The sequence below is a fragment of the Streptomyces fulvorobeus genome (genome assembly GCF_013167895.1).
In the GTDB taxonomy this organism is placed as follows: Bacteria; Actinomycetota; Actinomycetes; order Streptomycetales; family Streptomycetaceae; genus Streptomyces; species Streptomyces fulvorobeus.
On record NZ_BLWC01000001.1, the window covers coordinates 1,344,269 to 1,363,925 of the forward strand.

The 19,657-nt window shown below is 73.1% G+C and carries 16 protein-coding genes; 7 read left to right on the plus strand and 9 right to left on the minus strand.

Annotated elements, in window-relative coordinates; translation table 11 throughout:
- Positions 1-6: 6 nt before the first annotated feature.
- A complete protein-coding gene (locus tag Sfulv_RS06030) occupies positions 7-468 on the minus strand; it encodes a cupin domain-containing protein (RefSeq protein ID WP_173312408.1) in 462 nt (153 codons plus the stop codon).
- Between the two features lie 78 nt (positions 469-546).
- Positions 547-1,215: a winged helix-turn-helix transcriptional regulator gene (locus Sfulv_RS06035; RefSeq protein ID WP_246353020.1), complete on the minus strand. Its 669-nt coding sequence runs from the start codon at positions 1,213-1,215 to the stop codon at positions 547-549.
- 86 nt (positions 1,216-1,301) lie between these two features.
- On the opposite strand from Sfulv_RS06035, the gene Sfulv_RS06040 reads away from it, so the two are divergent.
- Complete coding sequence (locus Sfulv_RS06040) at positions 1,302-2,513, plus strand: pyridoxal phosphate-dependent aminotransferase (protein WP_173312414.1); 1,212 nt, start codon at positions 1,302-1,304, stop codon at positions 2,511-2,513.
- 6 nt (positions 2,514-2,519) lie between these two features.
- On the opposite strand, the gene Sfulv_RS06045 is transcribed toward Sfulv_RS06040, so the two are convergent.
- Entirely contained in the window at positions 2,520-3,860 is a 1,341-nt protein-coding gene (locus tag Sfulv_RS06045) for an SWIM zinc finger family protein (RefSeq protein ID WP_173312417.1), read from the minus strand.
- Entirely contained in the window at positions 3,857-6,760 is a 2,904-nt protein-coding gene (locus Sfulv_RS06050; protein WP_218900671.1) for an SCO1167/SCO6262 family helicase, read from the minus strand. Before Sfulv_RS06050 ends, Sfulv_RS06045 begins: the two co-directional genes overlap by 4 nt.
- Positions 6,761-7,208: 448 nt before the next feature.
- Between Sfulv_RS06050 and Sfulv_RS06055 the strand changes: the two genes are divergently transcribed.
- Both Sfulv_RS06055 and Sfulv_RS06060 read left to right on the plus strand, forming a co-directional pair.
- Positions 7,209-7,562, plus strand: coding sequence for a hypothetical protein (locus tag Sfulv_RS06055; protein ID WP_173312423.1), 354 nt, complete (start codon positions 7,209-7,211; stop codon positions 7,560-7,562).
- A gap of 82 nt (positions 7,563-7,644) precedes the next feature.
- Entirely contained in the window at positions 7,645-7,929 is a 285-nt protein-coding gene (locus Sfulv_RS06060) for a DUF6343 family protein (RefSeq protein ID WP_173312426.1), read from the plus strand.
- Positions 7,930-7,992: 63 nt separating this feature from the next.
- On the opposite strand, the gene Sfulv_RS06065 is transcribed toward Sfulv_RS06060, so the two are convergent.
- The 3 genes from Sfulv_RS06065 to Sfulv_RS06075 all read right to left on the minus strand — a co-directional run bounded on the left by Sfulv_RS06065 (position 7,993) and on the right by Sfulv_RS06075 (position 10,057).
- Positions 7,993-8,361: a tetratricopeptide repeat protein gene (locus tag Sfulv_RS06065; RefSeq protein ID WP_173312429.1), complete on the minus strand. Its 369-nt coding sequence runs from the start codon at positions 8,359-8,361 to the stop codon at positions 7,993-7,995.
- A gap of 111 nt (positions 8,362-8,472) precedes the next feature.
- On the minus strand, positions 8,473-9,075 hold the full coding sequence (gene coaE, locus Sfulv_RS06070) for a dephospho-CoA kinase (protein ID WP_173312432.1): 603 nt from the start codon (positions 9,073-9,075) through the stop codon (positions 8,473-8,475).
- Between the two features lie 43 nt (positions 9,076-9,118).
- Positions 9,119-10,057 carry a PAC2 family protein gene (locus Sfulv_RS06075; RefSeq protein WP_173312435.1) on the minus strand — a complete coding sequence of 313 codons (939 nt, stop codon included), beginning with the start codon at positions 10,055-10,057 and terminating at the stop codon, positions 9,119-9,121.
- Positions 10,058-10,390: 333 nt separating this feature from the next.
- On the opposite strand from Sfulv_RS06075, the gene Sfulv_RS06080 reads away from it, so the two are divergent.
- Positions 10,391-11,350, plus strand: a complete 960-nt coding sequence (locus tag Sfulv_RS06080) for a right-handed parallel beta-helix repeat-containing protein (RefSeq protein ID WP_173312438.1) — start codon at positions 10,391-10,393, stop codon at positions 11,348-11,350.
- Between the two features lie 109 nt (positions 11,351-11,459).
- On the opposite strand, the gene rpsA is transcribed toward Sfulv_RS06080, so the two are convergent.
- The gene (gene rpsA / locus Sfulv_RS06085; RefSeq protein ID WP_173312441.1) at positions 11,460-12,974 is read right to left on the minus strand and encodes a 30S ribosomal protein S1; all 1,515 of its coding nucleotides are present in this window, start codon (positions 12,972-12,974) and stop codon (positions 11,460-11,462) included.
- Between the two features lie 393 nt (positions 12,975-13,367).
- Here rpsA and Sfulv_RS06090 point away from each other — a divergent pair, with 393 nt between their 5' ends.
- Both Sfulv_RS06090 and hrpB read left to right on the plus strand, forming a co-directional pair.
- Positions 13,368-14,180, plus strand: a complete 813-nt coding sequence (locus tag Sfulv_RS06090; protein ID WP_173312443.1) for a class I SAM-dependent methyltransferase — start codon at positions 13,368-13,370, stop codon at positions 14,178-14,180.
- Positions 14,181-14,261: 81 nt separating this feature from the next.
- Positions 14,262-16,763: an ATP-dependent helicase HrpB gene (gene hrpB / locus Sfulv_RS06095; RefSeq protein WP_173312446.1), complete on the plus strand. Its 2,502-nt coding sequence runs from the start codon at positions 14,262-14,264 to the stop codon at positions 16,761-16,763.
- 85 nt (positions 16,764-16,848) lie between these two features.
- Here the strand turns inward: hrpB and Sfulv_RS06100 are convergent, their stop codons facing one another.
- Positions 16,849-18,588, minus strand: a complete 1,740-nt coding sequence (locus Sfulv_RS06100) for a lytic transglycosylase domain-containing protein (protein WP_173312449.1) — start codon at positions 18,586-18,588, stop codon at positions 16,849-16,851.
- Positions 18,589-18,786: 198 nt separating this feature from the next.
- Between Sfulv_RS06100 and Sfulv_RS06105 the strand changes: the two genes are divergently transcribed.
- Positions 18,787-19,656: a DUF4184 family protein gene (locus Sfulv_RS06105; protein WP_173312452.1), complete on the plus strand. Its 870-nt coding sequence runs from the start codon at positions 18,787-18,789 to the stop codon at positions 19,654-19,656.
- The last annotated feature ends 1 nt before the right edge of the window (position 19,657 follow it).

A 19,657-nucleotide genomic window follows, 5' to 3' on the forward strand; every position in this document is an offset into this window, starting at 1 on the left:
CCGGTCTCAGTCGCAGTCCACCGCCCCGGCGTCCTCGGAGAGCGCGCGGCCCTCGGGGAGCAGGTAGGCCACCCACAGCACGACCGGTTCGCTCCCGGTGTTGCGGCCTATGTGCCGGTGTCCGGCCCCGGACGGCTCGACGAACGACGTGCCGGCGGGCGTGACCTCGACCGAGCAGTCGCTCAGCGTGCGGGTCAGCGTTCCCGCCTGGACCACGGCCAGCAGCTGGCCGGCGTGGGTGTGCCAGCCGGTGGAGCCGCCCGGCTGGATCGTGATCGTCCGGAACGTCACATCGGCGCGCCCCTTCGGGCTCACCACCTTCAGCCTGCCCGCCGACGTGCCCTTGGCCACGACGGTACCGGTCACTCCGCTCCCCGGTGTCGCGGTCGCGGCGGTCGGCACGAAGCCGAGCGCCACCACACACGCACCGACGAGCACGGCCCTGCGTACGCCCCCACGCTTCCCCATGTGCGCCCCTGTGCTCCCTCTTGGCCGAAACGCCGACGTTACGCGGGAGTTGAGTGGCGGGATACGTTGGGGACAGAGTCATTCAGCGCGGATTTCGGCGGCGAGCGGGCCGTCGCCCGACACCTGGACCCGCCCGTCCTCGACCGCCTCGGCCAGGGTCACCTCGCCCCGGCCCAGCTCCAGACAGAGGCCGGCGTCCAGGGTGAGCCGGACATCGGGCCGCTCGGCGGGGCCGTAGCCGTACACCCCGCCCACCGGCTCACCTCCGCCGGTGCGCACATGGAACTCCCCCTCGTCCAGCGTCACTTCGACCACGCCCTCGTGGGTCAGAGCGCCCAGGGCGCGCAGCAGCGGCAGGGCGAACCAGTGCGCGCGCACGGCGTCGGTCGGACGGCGCTCCTCCAGCGCGTGCGCCCCCCACCCCGAGAGGGCGGTGAGGACCGGCAGAAGCCCGTGACCGCGCTCCGTCAGCTCGTACACCGAAGCGGGGGCCGGCGGCGGCAGCCGGCGGCGCACGGCCAGACCGTTCTGCTCCATGTCCTTGAGCCGGGACGCCAGGACGTCCGTGCTGACCCCGGGCAGATCGGCGTGCAGATCCGTGTACCGGCGCGGGCCGCCCAGGAGTTCACGGACGATCAGCAGGGTCCACCGGTCGCCGACGGAGTCGAGGGCGCGCGCGGTGGCGCAGAACTGGTCGTAACTCCGGCGGCGGGCCGGGCGCGCTGCCGGCTGTTGCTGACGTGGCATGCGACGCAGTCTAGACATGTTGTTGGACTTTCCAAGCTCCCACTTGGTAAAACCAAGTATCGCATTCGCGTCGGGGAGGGCACCACATGGAGTTCCGGCAGTCCAGCAAGCTCAACGAGGTCTGTTACGAGATCCGCGGTCCGGTCATCGAGCACGCCGACGCCTTGGAGGAGGCGGGACACAGCGTGCTCCGCCTGAACACGGGCAATCCGGCGCTCTTCGGCTTCGAGGCGCCCGAGGAGATCGTCCAGGACATGATCCGGATGCTCCCGCGCGCACACGGCTACACCGACTCGCGCGGCATCCTGTCGGCGCGGCGGGCGGTGGCCCAGCGCTACCAGGCGATGGGGCTGACCGACGTCGGCGTCGACGACATCTTCCTCGGCAACGGTGTGTCCGAGCTGATCTCCATGGCCGTGCAGGCGCTCCTGGAGAACGGCGACGAGGTCCTGGTCCCGAGCCCCGACTATCCGCTGTGGACGGCGGTGACCACGCTCGCGGGCGGCAAGGCGGTGCACTACGTCTGCGACGAGGGCGCGGACTGGAACCCGGACCTCGCCGACATGGCGGCGAAGATCACCGACCGGACCAGGGCCGTCGTCATCATCAACCCGAACAACCCCACCGGCGCCGTCTACCCCCGCGAGGTCCTCGAAGGAATCCTCGGCCTGGCCCGCACGCACGGACTCATGGTGTTCGCCGACGAGATCTACGACCAGATCCTCTACGACGACGCCGAGCACCACTGTGCGGCGGCCCTCGCCCCCGACCTCGTCTGCCTCACGTTCAGCGGACTGTCGAAGACCTACCGGGTCGCGGGCTTCCGCTCGGGCTGGCTGGTGGTGTCGGGGCCGCAGCAGCACGCCCGGAGCTATCTGGAGGGGCTGACCACGCTCGCCTCGATGCGGCTGTGCCCCAACGCGCCCGCCCAGTACGCCATCCAGGCCGCGCTCGGCGGCCGGCAGTCGATCCGGGAGCTCGTCGCACCGGGAGGCCGGCTGTACGAGCAGCGCAACCGGGCCTGGGAGAAGCTGAACGAGATTCCCGGCGTCTCCTGCGTCAAACCGAAGGGCGCGCTCTACGCGTTCCCCCGCATCGACCCCAAGGTCCATCCCCTCGTCGACGACGAGAGGTTCGTCCTGGACCTGCTGCTGCGCGAGAAGATCCAGGTGGTGCAGGGCACCGGCTTCAACTGGCCGCGCCCGGACCACTTCCGCATCCTGACCCTGCCGCACGTCGACGACCTCGACGCGGCGATCAGCCGCATCGGCCGCTTCCTGAGCGGCTACCGCCAGTGAGAGCGGTCAGCCGCCGAGCAGCGCCGTGAGCGCGCCCACCGGGTCGCTGTCCGGGACGGCGCGGGGCCACCAGTCGTCCTCACCCGGGTCGGACTCGTAGCCGTACCAGCGGCCGTCGTGGCCGAAGCGGAGCTGAAGGGTGCCCTGCGGGTGCGTGAGGTGGTTGCGCCAGGGCTGGAAGCGCGGGAGGTCGGCCGCCGCGAGAGCCGGGCGGGCCCGGTCGAAGGGGCCGGCCGGCGGGTCCCAGGGGGTCTCCAGGACGGCCAGGCCCTCGGCGCCGCCCTGCCGCCAGGCGGCCACGGCGCGGGCCAGGTCGGTGGTCGTGCGCCCGGTCGCGTAGGCCAGCTCACGGTAGAGGGACCGGGTGGTGGCGGTGAGTCCGGCGGTGGGGCGGGCAGCGGCGAGCCGCACGGCGTCCTGCCAGGTGGTGAGGCCCGCGAGAGGGTCGGCGCCCGTGGTGAGCAGCGCGTGGGCGCGAGCCGCCGCGTCGGTGGCGAGGTGGTCGAGCGAGAGCGGGTCGCGCGCGCCGGGAAGGCCGGGGTACGACGGGGGCTGGCCGGGGTGGGGCGGGACCGGGAGGGGTGCGGGCAGGGGCGGCAGATAGCGCTCGGCCACGGCCTCCCGGGCCCGTACCGAGGGGGTCGGGGGCGCCCCGGGCCGTTCACGGGCGGAGTGTTCGGCGTTGCGGCGGCCCAGCTCGTCGAGGAGCTCCCGCTCGCCCCTGCCGCGCATCAGCAGCAGGACGAACGGATCGGTGTCCAGGAGCCGCGCCGTCTGGAAGCAGAGGGCTGCCACGTGCTTGCACGGCCAGCCCCGGTCGGGACAGGAGCAGTCCGGGTCTAGATCGCCGGCGGTGGGCAGCAGCCGGACGCCGGTCTCCCCCGCCGTCTCCACCAGGGAGTGCGGCATCTCCTTCCCGAGGAGCGCGGAGAGGTGCCCGGGTCTGGCGGCGACGGCGTCGAGGAAGGTGTCCCAGTCGGTGTCGGAGAAGGTGCGCAGGCGCAGTTCCGCGCGGTACGGGCGGGGGCGGCTGCCGTGGACGTAGGCGATGACCCGGCCGGGGGTGACGGTGATCGCGGCGACATGCCCGCCGTCCGCGTACGTACGGCCACGGATGAGCCGGCCCTCGTCCATCGACAGGGTCTCCAGGGCGTCCACCCAGGCGCGGCCCCACCAGCTGGCGGCGAACGGCCCGTCGTCCTCGCGGGTACGGGGCGGCACCGCGTCGAAGGTGCGCCGCAGGTCGTCGGGGCCCGGGCGGGAGCGGGGCGCCGAACCGGCACGGGGCGCGGAGCGGGGGTCCGGGGAGAGGCCGGGGCGGCCGGCCGGGCGGGGGCTCGTGCTCATGCGGGCCTCCGGAGGGAGACGAGGTCGGCCAGGTCGCGGTCGCTGAGCTCGGTCAGGGCGCTCTCCCCGGTGCCGAGGACCGCGTCGGCCAGGGCTCGCTTGGACTCCAGCAGTTCGCCGATCCGGTCCTCGACCGTGCCCTCCGCGATCAGCCGGTGGACCTGCACCGGCTGGGTCTGCCCGATGCGGTACGCGCGGTCGGTGGCCTGTTCCTCGACGGCCGGGTTCCACCAGCGGTCGTAGTGGATGACGTGGGCGGCCCGGGTGAGGTTCAGTCCGGTGCCGGCGGCCTTGAGGGAGAGCAGGAAGACGGGCACCTCGGCGGCCTGGAAGCGGTCCACCATCCGCTCCCGCTCGGGCACAGGCGTGCCGCCGTGCAGCAGTTGGGAGGGGATGGCCCGGGAGGCCAGGTGCGCGGAGAGCAGGCGGGCCATCGTCACGTACTGGGTGAAGATCAGGACGGAGCCGTCCTCGGACAGGATCGTGTCGAGGAGTTCGTCGAGCAGGGCGAGCTTGCCCGAGCGGCCGGTGAGCCTGGTCGGCTCCTCCTTGAGGTACTGCGCGGGGTGATTGCAGATCTGCTTGAGCGCGGACAGCAGCTTCATGATCAGGCCGCGGCGGGCGATGCCCTCGGACGCCTCGATGAGAGCCATCGTCTCGCGTACGGCGGCCTCGTAGAGCGTGACCTGTTCCCGGGTGAGGAAGACGGGGTGGTCGGTCTCGGTCTTGGGCGGCAGCTCGGGAGCGATGCCCGGGTCGGACTTCTTGCGGCGCAGGAGGAAGGGCCGGACGAGCCGGGAGAGCCGCTCGACCGCTTCCTCGTTGCCCAGTCCCGCCGCCGTCCCGGTGTTCTCGACGATCCGGGCGTGCCGGGCGCGGAACGCCTTGAGGGGGCCGAGCAGTCCGGGGGTCGTCCAGTCGAGCAGGGCCCACAGCTCCGAGAGGTTGTTCTCCACGGGAGTGCCGGTGAGGGCGACGCGGGCGGGGGCCGCGATGGTGCGCAGCGCCCTCGCCGTGGAGGAGTGCGGATTCTTGACGTGCTGGGCCTCGTCCGCGACGACCAGCCCCCAGGGGTGTTGGGCGAGCTGGGGGGCGCTGGAGCGCATCGTGCCGTAGGTCGTGAGGACGAAGCCGTCGTCGGGCTCGGCGAGGGTACGGTCGGTGCCGTGGAAGCGGCGGACGGGGACGCCGGGCGCGAAGCGGTTGATCTCCCGGTGCCAGTTGCCGAGGAGGGAGGCCGGGCAGATGACCAGGGTGGGCGCGGGGTGGGCGCGGTGCAGGTGGAGCGCGATGACGGTGATCGTCTTGCCCAGCCCCATGTCGTCGGCGAGGCAGCCGCCCAGCCCGAGTGAGGTCATCCGGTCCAGCCAGGCGAGCCCGCGCAGCTGGTAGTCGCGCAGGGTGGCGTCCAGGCCGGGCGGCGGCGCGATGGTGGCGTCGTCGGAGAGGATGCGCGCGCGGAGCGCGGCGAGGGCGCCGACCGGCACCGCTTCGACCTGCTCCCCGTCGACCTCGGCGCTGCCGGTGAGGGCGACGGCCAGAGCGTCCACCGGGTCCAGCAGACCGAGCTCGCGCTTGCGTGCCTTGCGTACGAGCGCGGGATCGACCACGACCCACTGGTCGCGCAGCCTCACCACGGGCCGGTGTGCCTCGGCCAGGGTGTCCATCTCGGCCTCGGTGAGCGGTTCGCCGCCCAGTGACAGCTGCCAGTTGAACGCGAACAGCTGCTCGGCGTCGAAGAACGAGGTGCCGTCGGTGGCCGAGCCCGGAGCGGTGCGGACGACGGCGGCCGCGGTGAGCGAGCGGGCCAGCTCGCGTGGCCAGTGGACGGTGACGCCGGCACCCGCCAGCCGCGCCCCCGCGTCGCTCAGCAGCTCGTGGAGCTCGTCCTCGGTGAGGGCGAGGACGTCGGGGACCGGCTGGTCGAGGAGCCGTTCCAGGGGTGGCCATACACGGGCGGCGCGGCGCAGTGCCAGCACCGCGTCGACCCTGGCGCGGGGACCGAACGCGTCTCCTCCGCCGCCGTGCCACAGGGCCGCCGCGTCGATGACGTACGTCGGGTCGGCCAGGCTGTGGACCTGCGTGACAGCGGCGGCGGCATGACGCGCGGCGGGTGCGCGACCGCCCGCTCCCCCGCTCTCCCCGGCCGCCGCCTCCAGGGTGGAGGCGTCGGCAGTGTCGGCGGTGGCGGCTGTGTCGGCCGTGGCGGCTGTGTCGAACAGGTCGTACGCCGACAGGTCGAGGCGGAGCGAGACCCGCACCCCCGCGTCCAGCCCCGCCGCCACCTCGACGGCCCAGGCCCGCGCACCGGGCAGGTGCTGAGCCTCGCGGGCGGCGAAGGGTGCCCCCATCGCGTAGGCGGCGGCCGGGGTGCGCGGGAGCGTGTCGGCGACCGCGTCGAGAAAGGCGCCGAGCAGGGCCGTGGGCTCCGGGAGCTGGAGCGGCGTACGGTCCGTCAGCGGCACCGCGTGGCCTTCGGGCGGCATGGCGGCGGCGACGGCCCTGAGATGGGCCACGTCCTCGGCGTCCCTCGGCCCCGCGCGCCAGGCGTCGTGGTCCCCGGCCGTCAGTCCGGGCAGGAGCCTGCCGCGCGCCACCAGGTTCAGCGCGTGCAGCGCGGCGGCCCCCCAGCAGCGGGTGGCGGGATGGGCGGATGCGAGGTACCGGGCGCGTACGAGCAGGGGAACCGCCTCGGCCAGCGGCAGGAGCACCGCCCGCACGGTGTGCCGGCGGACGCCTTCCGCGCCCTGCCGCTGCACGACGGTGAGCTCGGCGGTCGTGTGGGAGAGGCCGTCGACGTCCTCGGCGGCGGGGCCTCCCCGCCCGTCCGGGTCCCAGAAGGCGATCCGGCCGTCTCTGGGCGAGGAGGCGGGGAGGAAGACGGCGGCGCGGCGCAGCAGGCGGTCGGCGGCGGCGCTCGGCTCGTCCTGGGCGACCCGCGCGCTCCACCGGTTCCGCTCCTCCTGTGCATCCCGCACTCCGACACCCCCTTCCCGACTCGATCCGCGACTGACTCCGTATGTCCTGCGAGTCTAGGCGGGGGGTCCGACAACGGGCCTCGTCCCACCGTTTCGGCAGGTCAGAGCGAGGGCGATCCCGTCAGTGCGGGGTGGGGCGCCCGGCGTCGGACGGCGTCGGCACAGGTGCGGCGGCTGGGGCCTCCCGGGCGGGCGGGGCTTCTCACCGAGCCGCTCCGGGGCGCGCTCCCGGTGGCGACCCGGGCGCGCACCGCTCTCGCCCGCCCGGCCGCCCCCGGGTGCCGGACCGGCGGGAAGCGGGCAGGGTGGCCAGCGCCAGCATGTCCCCGTGACGTGAAGATGCGCCGGACGAGCAGACGAGGACCCGCCCATGTCCGTGACCGTGCCCGACCACCACCGCCGACGCCGTCTCGGCGGCGCAGCCGGAGCAGTGCTCCTCGCCCTCACCGTCTCGGGCTGTTCCGGTATGGGGCGCACAGCCGTCGGCCCGGTCACGTACACCACCGAGCGGCACGCCGAGATCTCCCTGGACAGCCCGAGCGTGCGGGGCTGCCACCGGCTGCCCCCAGGAGCCCACGAGGTCCACAACGGCACTCTGGTCGACGTGGTGCTCCACCGGAGCCGCGACTGCACCGGGCGTGACACGACGTACCTGGCGACCAGGCTGACCGACTTCACCGCGCCCCGCACCGAGCCCTGGCGCAGCTTCACCGTCGTCCACTGAGTCAAACCCGCTCACCGCAGCGGGAACTCCTGGGCCGCGCTTCCCCGCAGCGGACAAAGGGTTCATCCTGGGAGGTGAGGCGATGCGTATGCGCACTGGCAGCGAACCCGTGACGGCCCGCAGCCCCCTCCGGCTGCGACTCGTCCTCGCCCTTTGTGGCCTGACCTGGGCGGTCTTCGGCCTGATCGCCTTCTCGTTGACCGGCCGCCCCGGATGGGCCGCGGCCTGCGGCGCTCTGGTGGTGCTGGCCCTCACGGACGCCGCTGTCGTCGTCCGCCGCATCCGGCAGGGGCCGCGCTACCAGCCCGGCCGCGATGTCCCGCCGTACGAGGCCGGTCAGGACGGACGCGACGGCTTCGGCCGGTGAGAGGCGCGTACCGGTTCAGCGGCGGCCGTCAGCAGCTCCGCGCGCCCACGAGACCGGTAGCCGTCAGGGCCGGTCGTCGAAGCGCGCGGCCCGCAGGTATTCCGGGTTGGGGTCGAGCGCGGCGGCCAGCCTGAAGTGACGGGTGGCCTGCTCGGGGCGGCCGGCGCGCTGGAACGTGCGAGCCAGCGCGAAATGCGCGAAGGCGTTGTCCGGTTCGCGCTCCAGCACCAGCTCGAACTCCAGCTCGGCGGGGCGCAGTTGCGCCGCGGCGAAGAAGGCCCTGGCCCGCAGCAGGCGGGCCGCCGTGTTTTCGGGGTGGGCGGCTATCACCGAGTCGAGCAATTTGACCGCGCCCCGCGGGTCTCGTGCCGCCAGCAGCTGCTCGGCCGCACGGAAGTCGATGACATGGGTTTCCGGGTTGGTCTCGGGCACGGTCGCATCCTTCCCCTCGCTCGCCGGTCTCCAACGTACGGCAGCGTCGCCGTATTCCGTGCGGCCCCGTGGTAAAGGGCTGCCGCGACGGCGCCGTGGCCACGCCCTGACTCAGCCCGCCGCCGCCCGCTCCACCAGCTCCGCCCAGACCGCGCGCACCTGCGGTTCCAGCGCCTCCAGCGGCCCGTCGTTGTCGATGACCAGGTCAGCCACGGCCCTTCGCTGCTCCCGCGTCGCCTGAGCGGCCATCCGGGCGCGGGCGTCGGACTCGGTCATCCCGCGCAGCCGTACGAGACGGTCCATCTGGGTCGCGGGCGTGGCGTCCACCAGGACCACCAGGTCGTACCCGGGCGCCAGGCCGTTCTCCGTGAGGAGCGGGACATCGTGAACGACGACGGAACCGGGGCCCGCGGCGCGCTCCAGCACGGCCGAGCGCGCGCCGACCAGCGGGTGGACGATCGCGTTGAGCGTGGCGAGCCGGTCGGGGTCGGCGAAGACGACAGCGCCGAGCGCCGGCCGGTCCAGGGTGCCGTCGGCCCTCAGGATTCCGGGGCCGAAAGCCTCCACGACGGCCACGAGCCCGGGGGTCCCGGGCTCGACGACCTCGCGCGCGATCCTGTCGGCGTCGATCAGTACGGCGCCGAGGCCGGCGAGCCGCCGCGACACCTCACTCTTGCCGGCGCCGATACCGCCGGTCAGGCCCACTTTCAGCATGAACGGCAGCCTAGCGGCCGGCCTGCCGGACCGTCATGACCGCTCAGGCATCGCCTTCCCGCTCGGCGAGGAACCGCTCGAACTCGAGGCCGATCTCGTCAGCGGACGGCAGGTCGACGGGCTCCGCCACGAGATTTCCCCGGGTCTCGGCGCCCGCGATCGCGTCGTACTGGTGCTCAAGGCCCTCCACCAGGGTGACGAGCTCCTCATCGCCCTGACCGATCTGCCGGTCGATCTCGGTCTGCGTGCGGTGGGCCTCCGTACGCAGGGTGTGGGCGACGCTCGGCAGGACCAGGCCGGTCGCGCCGGTGATCGCTTCCAGTGCGGTGAGCGCGGCGTCGGGGTAGGAGGAGCGGGCCACGTAGTGCGGTACGTGGGCGGCGACGCCCAGTACGTCGTGTCCCGACTCCATCAGGCGGTACTCGACGAGCGCCTCCGCCGAGCCGGGTACCTGCGCCTCGTCGAACGGGCTTCGGTGGCCGGGCATCAGGTCGGTACGGTTGCCGTGCGGCGTGATGCCGACCGGGCGGGTGTGCGGGACGCCCATCGGAATACCGTGGAAGTTGACCGCGAGGCGCACACCGAGCCGCTCGACGATCTGCTCCACGGCGACGGCGAACCGCTCCCACTCCACGTCGGGCTCGGGCCCTGACAGCAGGAGGAATGGCGCTCCGGTGGCGTCCTGGACGACGCGGACGTCCAGTGTCGGGACCTCGAACGCCGCCCAGCGGTCGCGGCGGAACGTCAGCAGCGGCCGGCGCGCGCGGTAGTCGACGAGCCGGTCGTGGTCGAAGCGCGCCACTATCTGGTGGGGCAGCGTTTCGAGCAGGCCGTCGACGATCTGTTCGCCGGTCTCACCCGCGTCGATGTATCCGTCGAAGTGGTAGAGCATGACCAGCCCGGCCGACTCCTGGGCGAGCGCCATGTCGACGACAGCCAGGCCCTTCGGTTCCCATTCATACAAGCTCTGCGGATCAAGCACGGTTACCGCTCCTCCTCGTGTTCCCCAGGAAGAACGCCCGTGGGGGCACCGGCATTCCCGGCCCGGCCTCCCCGTTCGGGTGGCCGATTCCCGGATGACCGTCCCCCGGGGTATCCGGCCGGTCCGTACGCGGTCCCGGCACGGGCGCCTCACGGCCCGTCAACTCCTCCCAGGGCTCGCCTCTTTCGCACCGCGTTCCGTACCGGCGGGACATTGGTCCAGACCTTGACATGCCCACACCTTCTCCTTACCGTCCCTGGGCAGAACGTTCAGCCCGGAACCCCATGTTCATGTACGAGGACATCCGGCATCCCCCACGGGAAGGCACCCCCCATGCGCACCCGCTCCTCTCTCACCGCCCTGCTGGCCGGCGCCGTCGCCGCAGGTGGTCTCGCCCTGGCCACCGCGGCCCCGGCGGAGGCCGCCGTCATCGACGTGGCCACGACCGCCCAGCTCAAGTCCGCGCTCCTCGCCGCCGCCCCCGGCGACACGATCCGGCTCGCCGACGGCACGTACACCGGCAACTTCAAGGCGGTCACCCCGGGCACGTCCAGCGCCCGGATCACCCTCACCGGCTCCAGCAGGGCGGTCCTCACGGCGGGCGGAGGGTACGGGCTGCACCTCAACGGCGCCTCCTACTGGACCGTCCAGGGCGTCACCGTCACGGGCGGGCAGAAGGGGATCGTGACCGACGCGGCCAACAGCGTCGTCATCGACTCGGTGACCGTGCACGACCTGGACATGGAGGGCGTCCACTTCCGCAGGTCCAGCCGGGACGGCATCCTGCGGAACTCACACATCCACGACACGGGGCACGACGGCCGGGGGATGGGCGAGGGCGTCTACGTCGGCACGGCCGGCGACCTCACCGACCGGAGCGACCACGTCCAGATACTCGGCAACGTGATCGGCCCCGGGGTCGGCGGCGAGAACATCGACATCAAGGAAGGCACCACCGGGGCCAGGATCATCGGCAACACCTTCGAGGGCAGCGGCCTGACCGGCGCCAACTACGACGACTCCTGGGTGGACGTGAAGGGCAACGACGTCCTGGTCGAGGGCAACAAGGGCTCCCGTACGACCAACAACGGCTACGAGACCCACACCCAGCGGAGCGGCTGGGGATGCGGCACCGTCTTCCGCGGCAACGTCTCCGACCTCTCGGGTGCCTACGGCGCCGACCAGCTCGCCGTCAACGTCACCAACAGCTCGTCGAGCTGCCGGACCACCGTGTACAGCAGCAACACCGTGACCGGCGGCAAGGGGCTGACGAACATCGCCGTCACGCCGTAACCGCTCACACCGCCCCCGGAGACAGAAGTGAGGCCCGCCCCCCGTAGGGGACGGGCCTCACTCGGTGCTCGCCGGCTACCGCAGCCGATGAGCGACCGGGGTCAGAGCGTCAGCTCTGGCCGCCCGCCAGCTTCTCGCGCAGCGCGGCCAGTGCCTCGTCCGACGCCAGGGCGCCGGAGTTGTCATCGGACTCCGAGGAGTACGAGCCGCCGCCACCGCTGCCGCCCGAGGCAGCCGGAGCGCTGCCGGCCGGGGCGGCAGCGCCCTCGGCAGCAGCGGCCTCGTCGGCCTCGCGGGACTTGATGACCTGCGCCTGGTGCTGCTCGAAGCGCTGCTGCGCCTCGGCGTACTGGGTCTCCCACACCTCGCGCTGAGACTCGAAGCCCTCGAGCCAGTCGTTGGTCTCGGGGTCGAAGCCCTCGGGGTAGATGTAGTTGCCCTGGTCGTCGTAGGACGCGGCCATGCCGTACAGCGTCGGGTCGAACTCGACCGAGGCCGGGTCGCCACCGAAGGACTCGTTGGCCTGCTTCAGCGAGAGGCTGATGCGGCGGCGCTCCAGGTCGATGTCGATGACCTTGACGAAGATCTCGTCGTTGACCTGGACGACCTGCTCCGGGATCTCCACGTGGCGCTCGGCCAGCTCGGAGATGTGGACCAGACCCTCGATGCCCTCGTCGACGCGCACGAACGCACCGAACGGAACGAGCTTCGTGACCTTACCCGGGACGACCTGACCGATCTGGTGCGTCCGGGCGAACTGCTGCCACGGGTCTTCCTGCGTCGCCTTGAGCGACAGGGAGACGCGCTCGCGGTCCATGTCGACGTCGAGGACCTCGACGGTGACTTCCTGGCCGACCTCGACAACCTCGGACGGGTGGTCGATGTGCTTCCAGGACAGCTCGGAGACGTGCACGAGACCGTCGACGCCACCCAGGTCCACGAAGGCACCGAAGTTGACGATCGAGGAGACGACGCCGGAGCGGACCTGACCCTTCTGCAGGGTCGTGAGGAACGTCTGGCGGACCTCGGACTGCGTCTGCTCCAGCCAGGCACGGCGGGACAGGACCACGTTGTTGCGGTTCTTGTCCAGCTCGATGATCTTGGCCTCGAGCTCCTTGCCCACGTAGGGCTGGAGGTCGCGGACTCGACGCATCTCGACGAGGGAGGCCGGCAGGAAGCCACGGAGGCCGATGTCGAGGATGAGACCACCCTTGACGACCTCGATGACGGTACCGGTGACGATGCCGTCTTCTTCCTTGATCTTCTCGATGGTGCCCCAGGCACGCTCGTACTGAGCGCGCTTCTTCGAGAGGATCAGGCGGCCTTCCTTGTCCTCCTTCTGGAGAACCAGGGCCTCGATCTCGTCGCCGACCTTGACGACCTCGTTCGGGTCGACGTCGTGCTTGATCGACAGCTCGCGGCTCGGAATGACGCCTTCGGTCTTGTAACCGATGTCGAGGAGAACCTCGTCCCGGTCAACCTTGACGATGATGCCGTCAACGATGTCGCCGTCGTTGAAGTACTTGATCGTCTCGTCGATCGCCGCGAGGAACGCGTCCGCGTCGCCGATGTCGTTGACCGCAACCTGCGGAGTGGTGGCGGTGGTCTCGGTGCTGCTCGTCATGTGGGAAAGGGCTCCGGTACGGACAGTGAGTCGTAGGTACTGCTACGCCGAGAGCCCGTATCGCCTCTGCAGAAGCCGGACAGCCTGGAAGGCGGCCGGCCCTTGCGGACGGCGCCTCGACAACCGAGGGGGCATACAACAGACGCGAGCGCGGCCTGCTAGGTCTGAGGCGCGCAGGCTCGCAGCGCAACTTGTAGCATACGGGGGCAGCCGGACAGGGTCAATGCGCGAAGGCGCACACCCAAGGCGCAACAGCCCATTTCCGGCACAACTCATGTGCTCCGGGGCCACGTCGGCCACGATGACGTGTCTCGGGCACGCGTCCGTCCCCACGGGTCTCCACAGGTGGACACCGCGTGCGGCGGGTGAAGGCAAACTACAACGACGGGCACGATGAGCCAAGAGATCAACGGGACCGAACCGGTGGCCACGCGCCGGAACGCCGGAGAACCGGAAAGCAGCCGGGCAAGTCGCGGCTGGTGGGACCGGAACGCGGACGACTACCAGAACGACCACGGGGCCTTCCTCGGCGACGACCGCTTCGTCTGGGGACCGGAGGGGCTCGACGAGGCCGACGCGGCTCTTCTGGGACCCGCCGCCGCACTGAACGGCCTGGACGTCCTGGAGATCGGCGCGGGCGCCGCCCAGTGCTCCCGCTGGCTGGCCGCCCAGGGGGCCCGCCCGGTCGCCCTGGACCTCTCCCACCGCCAGCTCCAGCACGCGCTGCGCATCGGTGACGGCCTCCCGCTGGTCGAGGCGGACGCGGGGAGCCTGCCGTTCCGGGACGGCTCCTTCGACCTGGCCTGCTCGGCCTACGGAGCGGTGCCGTTCGTCGCCGATCCCGTGCGGGTGTTCCGGGAGGTGCGCAGGGTGCTGCGGCCCGGCGGCCGGTGGGTGTTCTCGGTGACCCACCCCATCCGGTGGGCGTTCCCCGACGAGCCCGGCCCCGAGGGACTCTCGGTCGCCGCCTCCTACTTCGACCGCGTCCCCTACGTGGAGCAGGACGAGGAGGGCGACGCCGTCTACGTCGAGCACCACAGGACGCTCGGCGACCGGGTGCGGGACGTGGTGGCGGGCGGCTTCCGGCTCGTCGATCTCGTCGAGCCGGAGTGGCCCTCGTGGAACGACCAGGAGTGGGGCGGCTGGTCACCGCTGCGCGGAAACCTCATCCCCGGGACGGCGATCTTCGTCTGCGAACGGGAGTGACGCCCCGGTCCCGTACGCCGTAGCGGCACCGGGCGCCTCCGGGCGTACCGCCCTGCCGGTGCGGCGTACGAGACTGGGGGCGTGATCCGTACCGACGCGCTGGACCAGTTGCCCGTACGTACCGCTGTGCCCGCCCTGGAGCGGGCGCTCGACGAGCGGGGCGTCGCCGTGCTGTGCGCACCGCCCGGCACCGGCAAGACGACCCTGGTACCGCTGGTCCTGGCCGGACTGACGGGTCCCGGACCGGTGCGGCGGGTCGTCGTCGCCGAACCCCGGCGGATCGCGGCGCGGGCGGCCGCGCGGCGGATGGCCTGGCTGCTCGGGGAGCAGCCGGGCGGCCGCGTCGGCTTCACGGTCCGCGGGGAGCGCGTGGTGGGCCGCGACACGGTGGTGGAGGTCGTCACCACCGGGGTGCTCCTCCAGCGGCTACAGCGTGACCAGGAGCTCGCCGGGACGGACGTGGTGATCATCGACGAGTGCCACGAACGGCACCTGGACGCGGACACCGTCGCCGCCTTCCTCCTCGACGTACGGGCCGCGCTCCGCCCGGACCTGCGGCTGCTGGCCGCGTCGGCCACGACCGACGCACAGGGGTGGGCGCGGCTGCTGGGCGACGCCCCGGTCGTCGAGGCGCAGGGGGTCTCCCATCCGGTGGAGGTCGTGTGGGCGCCGCCTTCCCGGCCGGTGAGACCGCCGCACGGACTGAGGGTGGACCCCGCCCTGCTGACGCATGTCGCGTCCGTGGTGCGCCGGGCGCTCGCGGAACGCGAGGGGGACGTGCTGTGCTTCCTGCCGGGGGTCGGGGAGATCGGGCGGGTCGCCGGGCAGCTGAGCGGCGTGGCCGCCGAGGTGCTCCAGGTCCACGGGCGGGCTCCGGCCGCCGTCCAGGACGCGGTGCTGGCCGGTTCGTCCGGCGGCAGGCGGGTGGTGCTCACCACCTCGGTCGCGGAGTCCTCACTGACCGTGCCGGGGGTCCGGGTCGTCGTCGACTCGGGCCTCGCCCGGGAGCCCCGTACCGACCACGCGCGGGGGCTGAGCGCGCTGACGACCGTACGCGCCTCGCAGGCCGCCGGACGGCAGCGGGCGGGGCGGGCCGGGCGCGAGGCCCCGGGCGCGGTGTACCGGTGCTGGGAGCAGGCGGAGGACGGGCGGCTCGCGCGCTTCCCGGCGCCGGAGATCAAGGTCGCCGACCTCGCGGCGTTCGCGTTGCAGGTGGCGTGCTGGGGCGATCCGGACGCCTCGGGGCTCGCGCTGCTCGATCCGCCGCCGGCCGGCGCGATGGGCGCGGCCCGGGAGGTGCTGACGGCGGTGGGCGCCGTGGACGCGGCGGGGCGGGTGACCGAGCGGGGCGTACGCATGTCCCGGCTCGGCGTGCATCCCCGGCTGGCGCGGGCCCTGCTGGACGGCGCCGCCGAGGTGGGCGGCCGGCGGGCCGCCGAGGTGGTGGCCCTGCTCAGCGAGGAGCCGCCCCGGGAGTACGGGGACGATCTGGCGGCGGCGCTGCGCACCGCACGGCGGGGGCAGGACGGATACGCGGCGCGCTGGCGGCAGGAGGTGCGCCGGCTGTCGTCCTCGCTGGGGGCGGGGCCGTCCGGTCCGGCCGGGTCCGATGACGCGGCGGCCGGTCTTGTCGCGGCTCTGGCGTTCCCGGAGCGGGTGGCGCGGGCGCGGGGCGAGGGGGCGTTCCTGATGGTGTCGGGGACGGGGGCCGAGCTCGGGAACGGCTCGCGGCTGCGCAGCGCGCCCTGGCTCGCCGTCGCGGTCGCGGACCGGCCCGCGCACGCGGCGTCCGCACGGGTGCGGCTGGCCGCCGTCGTCGACGAGGACACCGCGCGGCTGGCCGCCGGGCATCTGCGGTTCGCCGGTGAGGAGGTGCGCTGGGTGGACGGCGATGTGGTGGCCCGGTCCGTGGAGCGACTGGGCGCCGTCGAGCTGTCGGTTCGCGCGCTGCGGCAGCCGAAGCCCGAGCTGGTGCGCGGGGCGCTGCTGGAGGGGCTGCGGCGTGAGGGCACGGGGCTGCTGCGGTGGAGCCGGGACGGTGAGCAGCTGCGGGCGCGCCTCGCTTTTCTCCACCGGGAGCTGGGGGCGCCGTGGCCCGACGTGTCGGACGAGGCCCTGCTGGCACGCGCCGCGGAGTGGCTGGAGCCCGAGCTGTCGCGGGCGCGGCGCCGTGCGGACCTGGCGCGGATCGACGCCGTTCAGGCGGTGCGCCGGCTGCTGCCGTGGGCGACGGGCGAGGCGGCCCGGCTCGACGAGCTGGCGCCGGAGCGCATCGAGGTGCCGAGCGGGTCCCGTATCCGGGTCGAGTACGGCGGGGCGCAGCCCGTACTCGCGGTGAAGCTCCAGGAGCTCTTCGGGCTGCGGGAGACGCCCCGGGTGGCCGGAGTGCCCGTGCTGTTCCACCTGCTCTCCCCCGCCGGGCGGCCGGCGGCGGTGACGGCGGATCTGGCGTCGTTCTGGCGGGAGGGCTACAAAGCGGTGCGGGCGGAGCTGCGCGGCCGTTACCCGAAGCATCCCTGGCCCGAGGACCCGGCCACGGTCGAGGCGACCCGTTTCACCTCGGCGCGGCTCAGACGGGGATAACCGGACCCGGGCCGAAGAGGGCGCACACGACTGCCCCCGGCCCGCATGGGGCCGGGGGCGGTCGTGTGCCGCGTGGGCGTGGCGGTCAGGCGGACACCGTCAGCACGATGTCGAGCGTGGCGCCGCCCTGCGCGGTGAGACGCAGCGTGTACGTGCCCGGCGTGCTGTCGGCGTGGAACTCGGGCACCGTCAGGAGACCGTCCGCACCGGTCGTGAGTCCCGTGAGCGTGCGTACGGGCGCACCGTCCGCACCCTTGAAGTACGGGCCCTTGCCGTTCTCGGCCGGCTGCTCGGGGCCGGTGATCATCGTGGCGGTGACGGCGACGCCCACGACCGCGGCACCCCTGTGGGTGGCCTTGACCTGGACGGTGTCGAACCGCGCCCCGGCGGCGGCCGTCACGGGCGCTTCCCCGGTCCTGGTGAGGGCGTCGGCCTGGCGGGCGGTGACGGTGGCGCCGAAGGTGAGCGTGCGCGGGTTGGCGGTGGTGCCCGCCACCGCCGTCACCTTGAACGCACCGGTCCGCTCGCCCGCCCGCAGCTGCGGGGAGGTGACCGTGCCGTCGGCGGCGGTGCGCAGGGTGATGGTGGTCAGCCCGCCGGAGAAGCGCGTGTCGGTGTCACCGGTGATGGAGAAGGTCACGGACGCCTTGGCGAGCGGGGCGCCGAGGGTGTTCCTCGCCCGCACGGTGACGCGCTCGCCGAACGCCTGGCCCGCGGTGGCGGTGAGCGGGCCGGTGCCCGCGTTCTCCAGGCTGCCGAGCGTCGGCGGCGGCGTGGGGCTGGGCGTGGTGGGCGGTGTCGTCGTAGGCGGCGGAGTGGTGGGCGGCGTGGTGGGCGCAGTCGGTGGCCGCGTGGCCGGCGGGGTGGTGGGCGGCGGCGTCGTGGCCGGCGGCTTCGGCGGCCTGGGGCCGGGGCTCTTGCCGCCGCCGGGGCCGGCCGTCGCGGGCGGGGTGGGCGTCGGGGTGGGGCTCGCCGTGCCGCCACCGGAGCCGTTGCCGCCGCGGGGCCCGGCCGGCAGGACGCCCGTACCGTCCGGAACCACGTGGGTGCCGCGGTTGTAGTAGTCGAACCAGGAGCGCACCGTCCGCAGGTACTCCCGCGAGTGGTTGTAGCTCAGCACCGCCCGGTCGAGGTCGGCTCCGACCGCCAGGTCACGGGGACCGGCGCAGAGGTAGAGCCCGGCCGCGAGCGTCGCGTCGTAGATGTTGTTGGGGTCCTCACGGCCGTCACCGTTGCCGTCCTGCCCCCAGGTCGCCCACGTGGAGGGGATGAACTGCATCGGGCCGACCGCGCGGTCGTGGGTGGCGTCGCCGTCGAACGCCCCGCCGTCGGTGTCCCTGATCAGGGCGAAACCCTGGCCGTTGAGCGCGGGTCCGAGGATCGGGGAGTACGTGGTGCCGTTCGCGTCGACACGGCCGCCGCGGGCCTGGCCCGACTCGACCTTGCCGATCGCGGCGAGGAGCTGCCACGGCAGACGGCAGGCGGCGTCACTGCCCGCGACGGACTGCTCCGCCCTCTTGTACGCGGCCAGGATCGAGGCCGGTATGCCGGCTTCCGCGGTGCCGGTGACCACCGGCAGGTTCACCGAGGCGCCGGGCTTGTCGGGCTTGGTCAGGGGCGGCAGGTCCGTGTGATAGGGCGAGTTGCCCGTGGCCGCGCTGTCACCGGAGGACGCGGAACCGGCCGTCTTCTGGTCTCCGCCTCCCCCTTCTTCGGCCAGTGGCGCACCGGGTCCCTGAGAGGCGGTGAGGGCTGCCACGGCAGCCGCGGCCACCGCGGTGGTGGTGGCCCCCCTGCGCAGCCGGCGGCCGAATTGCGCTGCCATACGTTCTGTTCCCTCCCCGTCGACGGCTGACCGCGCTCCCCAGCGCGAGAACTCTCGCGACCCTACGACAACTCCTGCCGCCCTGACACCGCGTGTTGACCGGTTCTTACTGTATTTTCACGTTCCCGTCAGCAAGTTGTACGGCATGACCCGGCCGGGGTACAGGGGCGTTTCGCGGGCTCGCCCATACTTGCCCTCATGCCGTTCACGCTCAGTCATGCTGCCGCTGTGCTGCCGGGAATCCGCAGGACGGGCGCCGGACGCGGTCCGCTCATCCCCTGCGCCCTCGTGGCCGGTTCGTTCGCTCCCGATATGACCTACTACGCGGACACCGCGATCCCCGGGGCGATGGAGTTCGGCCAAGTGACGCACACCGTAGGGGGCGTGCTCACCGTGGACGTACTGATCGCCGCACTGCTGGTCGCCCTGTGGCTGCTGCTGCGTGAGCCCTTGGTGGCGCTGCTGCCGGCCCGCCGGCAGGGCCGGGTGTACGCGCTCCTGCGGGGACAGCCCCGGCAGCCGGGCCGGCCGAGACCGCTGGAAGCCCTCCGGTTCGCACTCTCCGCGGCCATCGGGGCGGCCACCCACGTGCTCTGGGACGCGTTCACCCACCACGACCGCTGGGGGACCGAACTCGTCCCGGCGCTCAACGGCACCGTGGCCGGCCTGCCCGGCTACCAGTTCGCGCAGTACGGCAGTTCGGCGGTGGCGCTGACGGTGCTCGCCTGGTTCACGGTGTCGGCGCTGCGGCGTGCCGGAGCGGCCCCCGCGCCGCGGGCCGTGCCGGTACTCGCCCGGCGGGAGCGGTGGTGGGCCGGTGCGCTGCTGACGGTCTGTGTGCTCCTGGGCGTCATCCACCGCTGCGCACGCTGGTACGCCTACTTCGGGCACATCTCCACGCCCCTGGACATCGTCCCGACCGCGTGCTTCGGCGCCGGTGCCGGGCTGGCGGCGGGACTCGTGCTGTACGGGGCGTGGATACGGCTCCGGAGCGCCGGGCGCCAGCGCCGCCCGGCGGAGGCGGGGCCCGCTCCCGCGGAACGCTCCCGTCCCGGAGGATCTCGCTGAC

Bases quoted from the DNA above. Each gene is read 5' to 3' on its own strand.
- Sfulv_RS06030 (WP_173312408.1), bottom strand. From the start codon at position 468: ATGGGGAAGCGTGGGGGCGTACGCAGGGCCGTGCTCGTCGGTGCGTGT.
- Sfulv_RS06035 (WP_246353020.1), bottom strand. From the start codon at position 1,215: ATGCCACGTCAGCAACAGCCGGCAGCGCGCCCGGCCCGCCGCCGGAGT.
- Sfulv_RS06040 (WP_173312414.1), top strand. From the start codon at position 1,302: ATGGAGTTCCGGCAGTCCAGCAAGCTCAACGAGGTCTGTTACGAGATC.
- Sfulv_RS06045 (WP_173312417.1), bottom strand. From the start codon at position 3,860: ATGAGCACGAGCCCCCGCCCGGCCGGCCGCCCCGGCCTCTCCCCGGAC.
- Sfulv_RS06055 (WP_173312423.1), top strand. From the start codon at position 7,209: ATGTCCGTGACCGTGCCCGACCACCACCGCCGACGCCGTCTCGGCGGC.
- Sfulv_RS06060 (WP_173312426.1), top strand. From the start codon at position 7,645: ATGCGTATGCGCACTGGCAGCGAACCCGTGACGGCCCGCAGCCCCCTC.
- coaE (WP_173312432.1), bottom strand. From the start codon at position 9,075: ATGCTGAAAGTGGGCCTGACCGGCGGTATCGGCGCCGGCAAGAGTGAG.
- Sfulv_RS06080 (WP_173312438.1), top strand. From the start codon at position 10,391: ATGCGCACCCGCTCCTCTCTCACCGCCCTGCTGGCCGGCGCCGTCGCC.
- rpsA (WP_173312441.1), bottom strand. From the start codon at position 12,974: ATGACGAGCAGCACCGAGACCACCGCCACCACTCCGCAGGTTGCGGTC.
- Sfulv_RS06090 (WP_173312443.1), top strand. From the start codon at position 13,368: ATGAGCCAAGAGATCAACGGGACCGAACCGGTGGCCACGCGCCGGAAC.
- Sfulv_RS06100 (WP_173312449.1), bottom strand. From the start codon at position 18,588: ATGGCAGCGCAATTCGGCCGCCGGCTGCGCAGGGGGGCCACCACCACC.
- Sfulv_RS06105 (WP_173312452.1), top strand. From the start codon at position 18,787: ATGCCGTTCACGCTCAGTCATGCTGCCGCTGTGCTGCCGGGAATCCGC.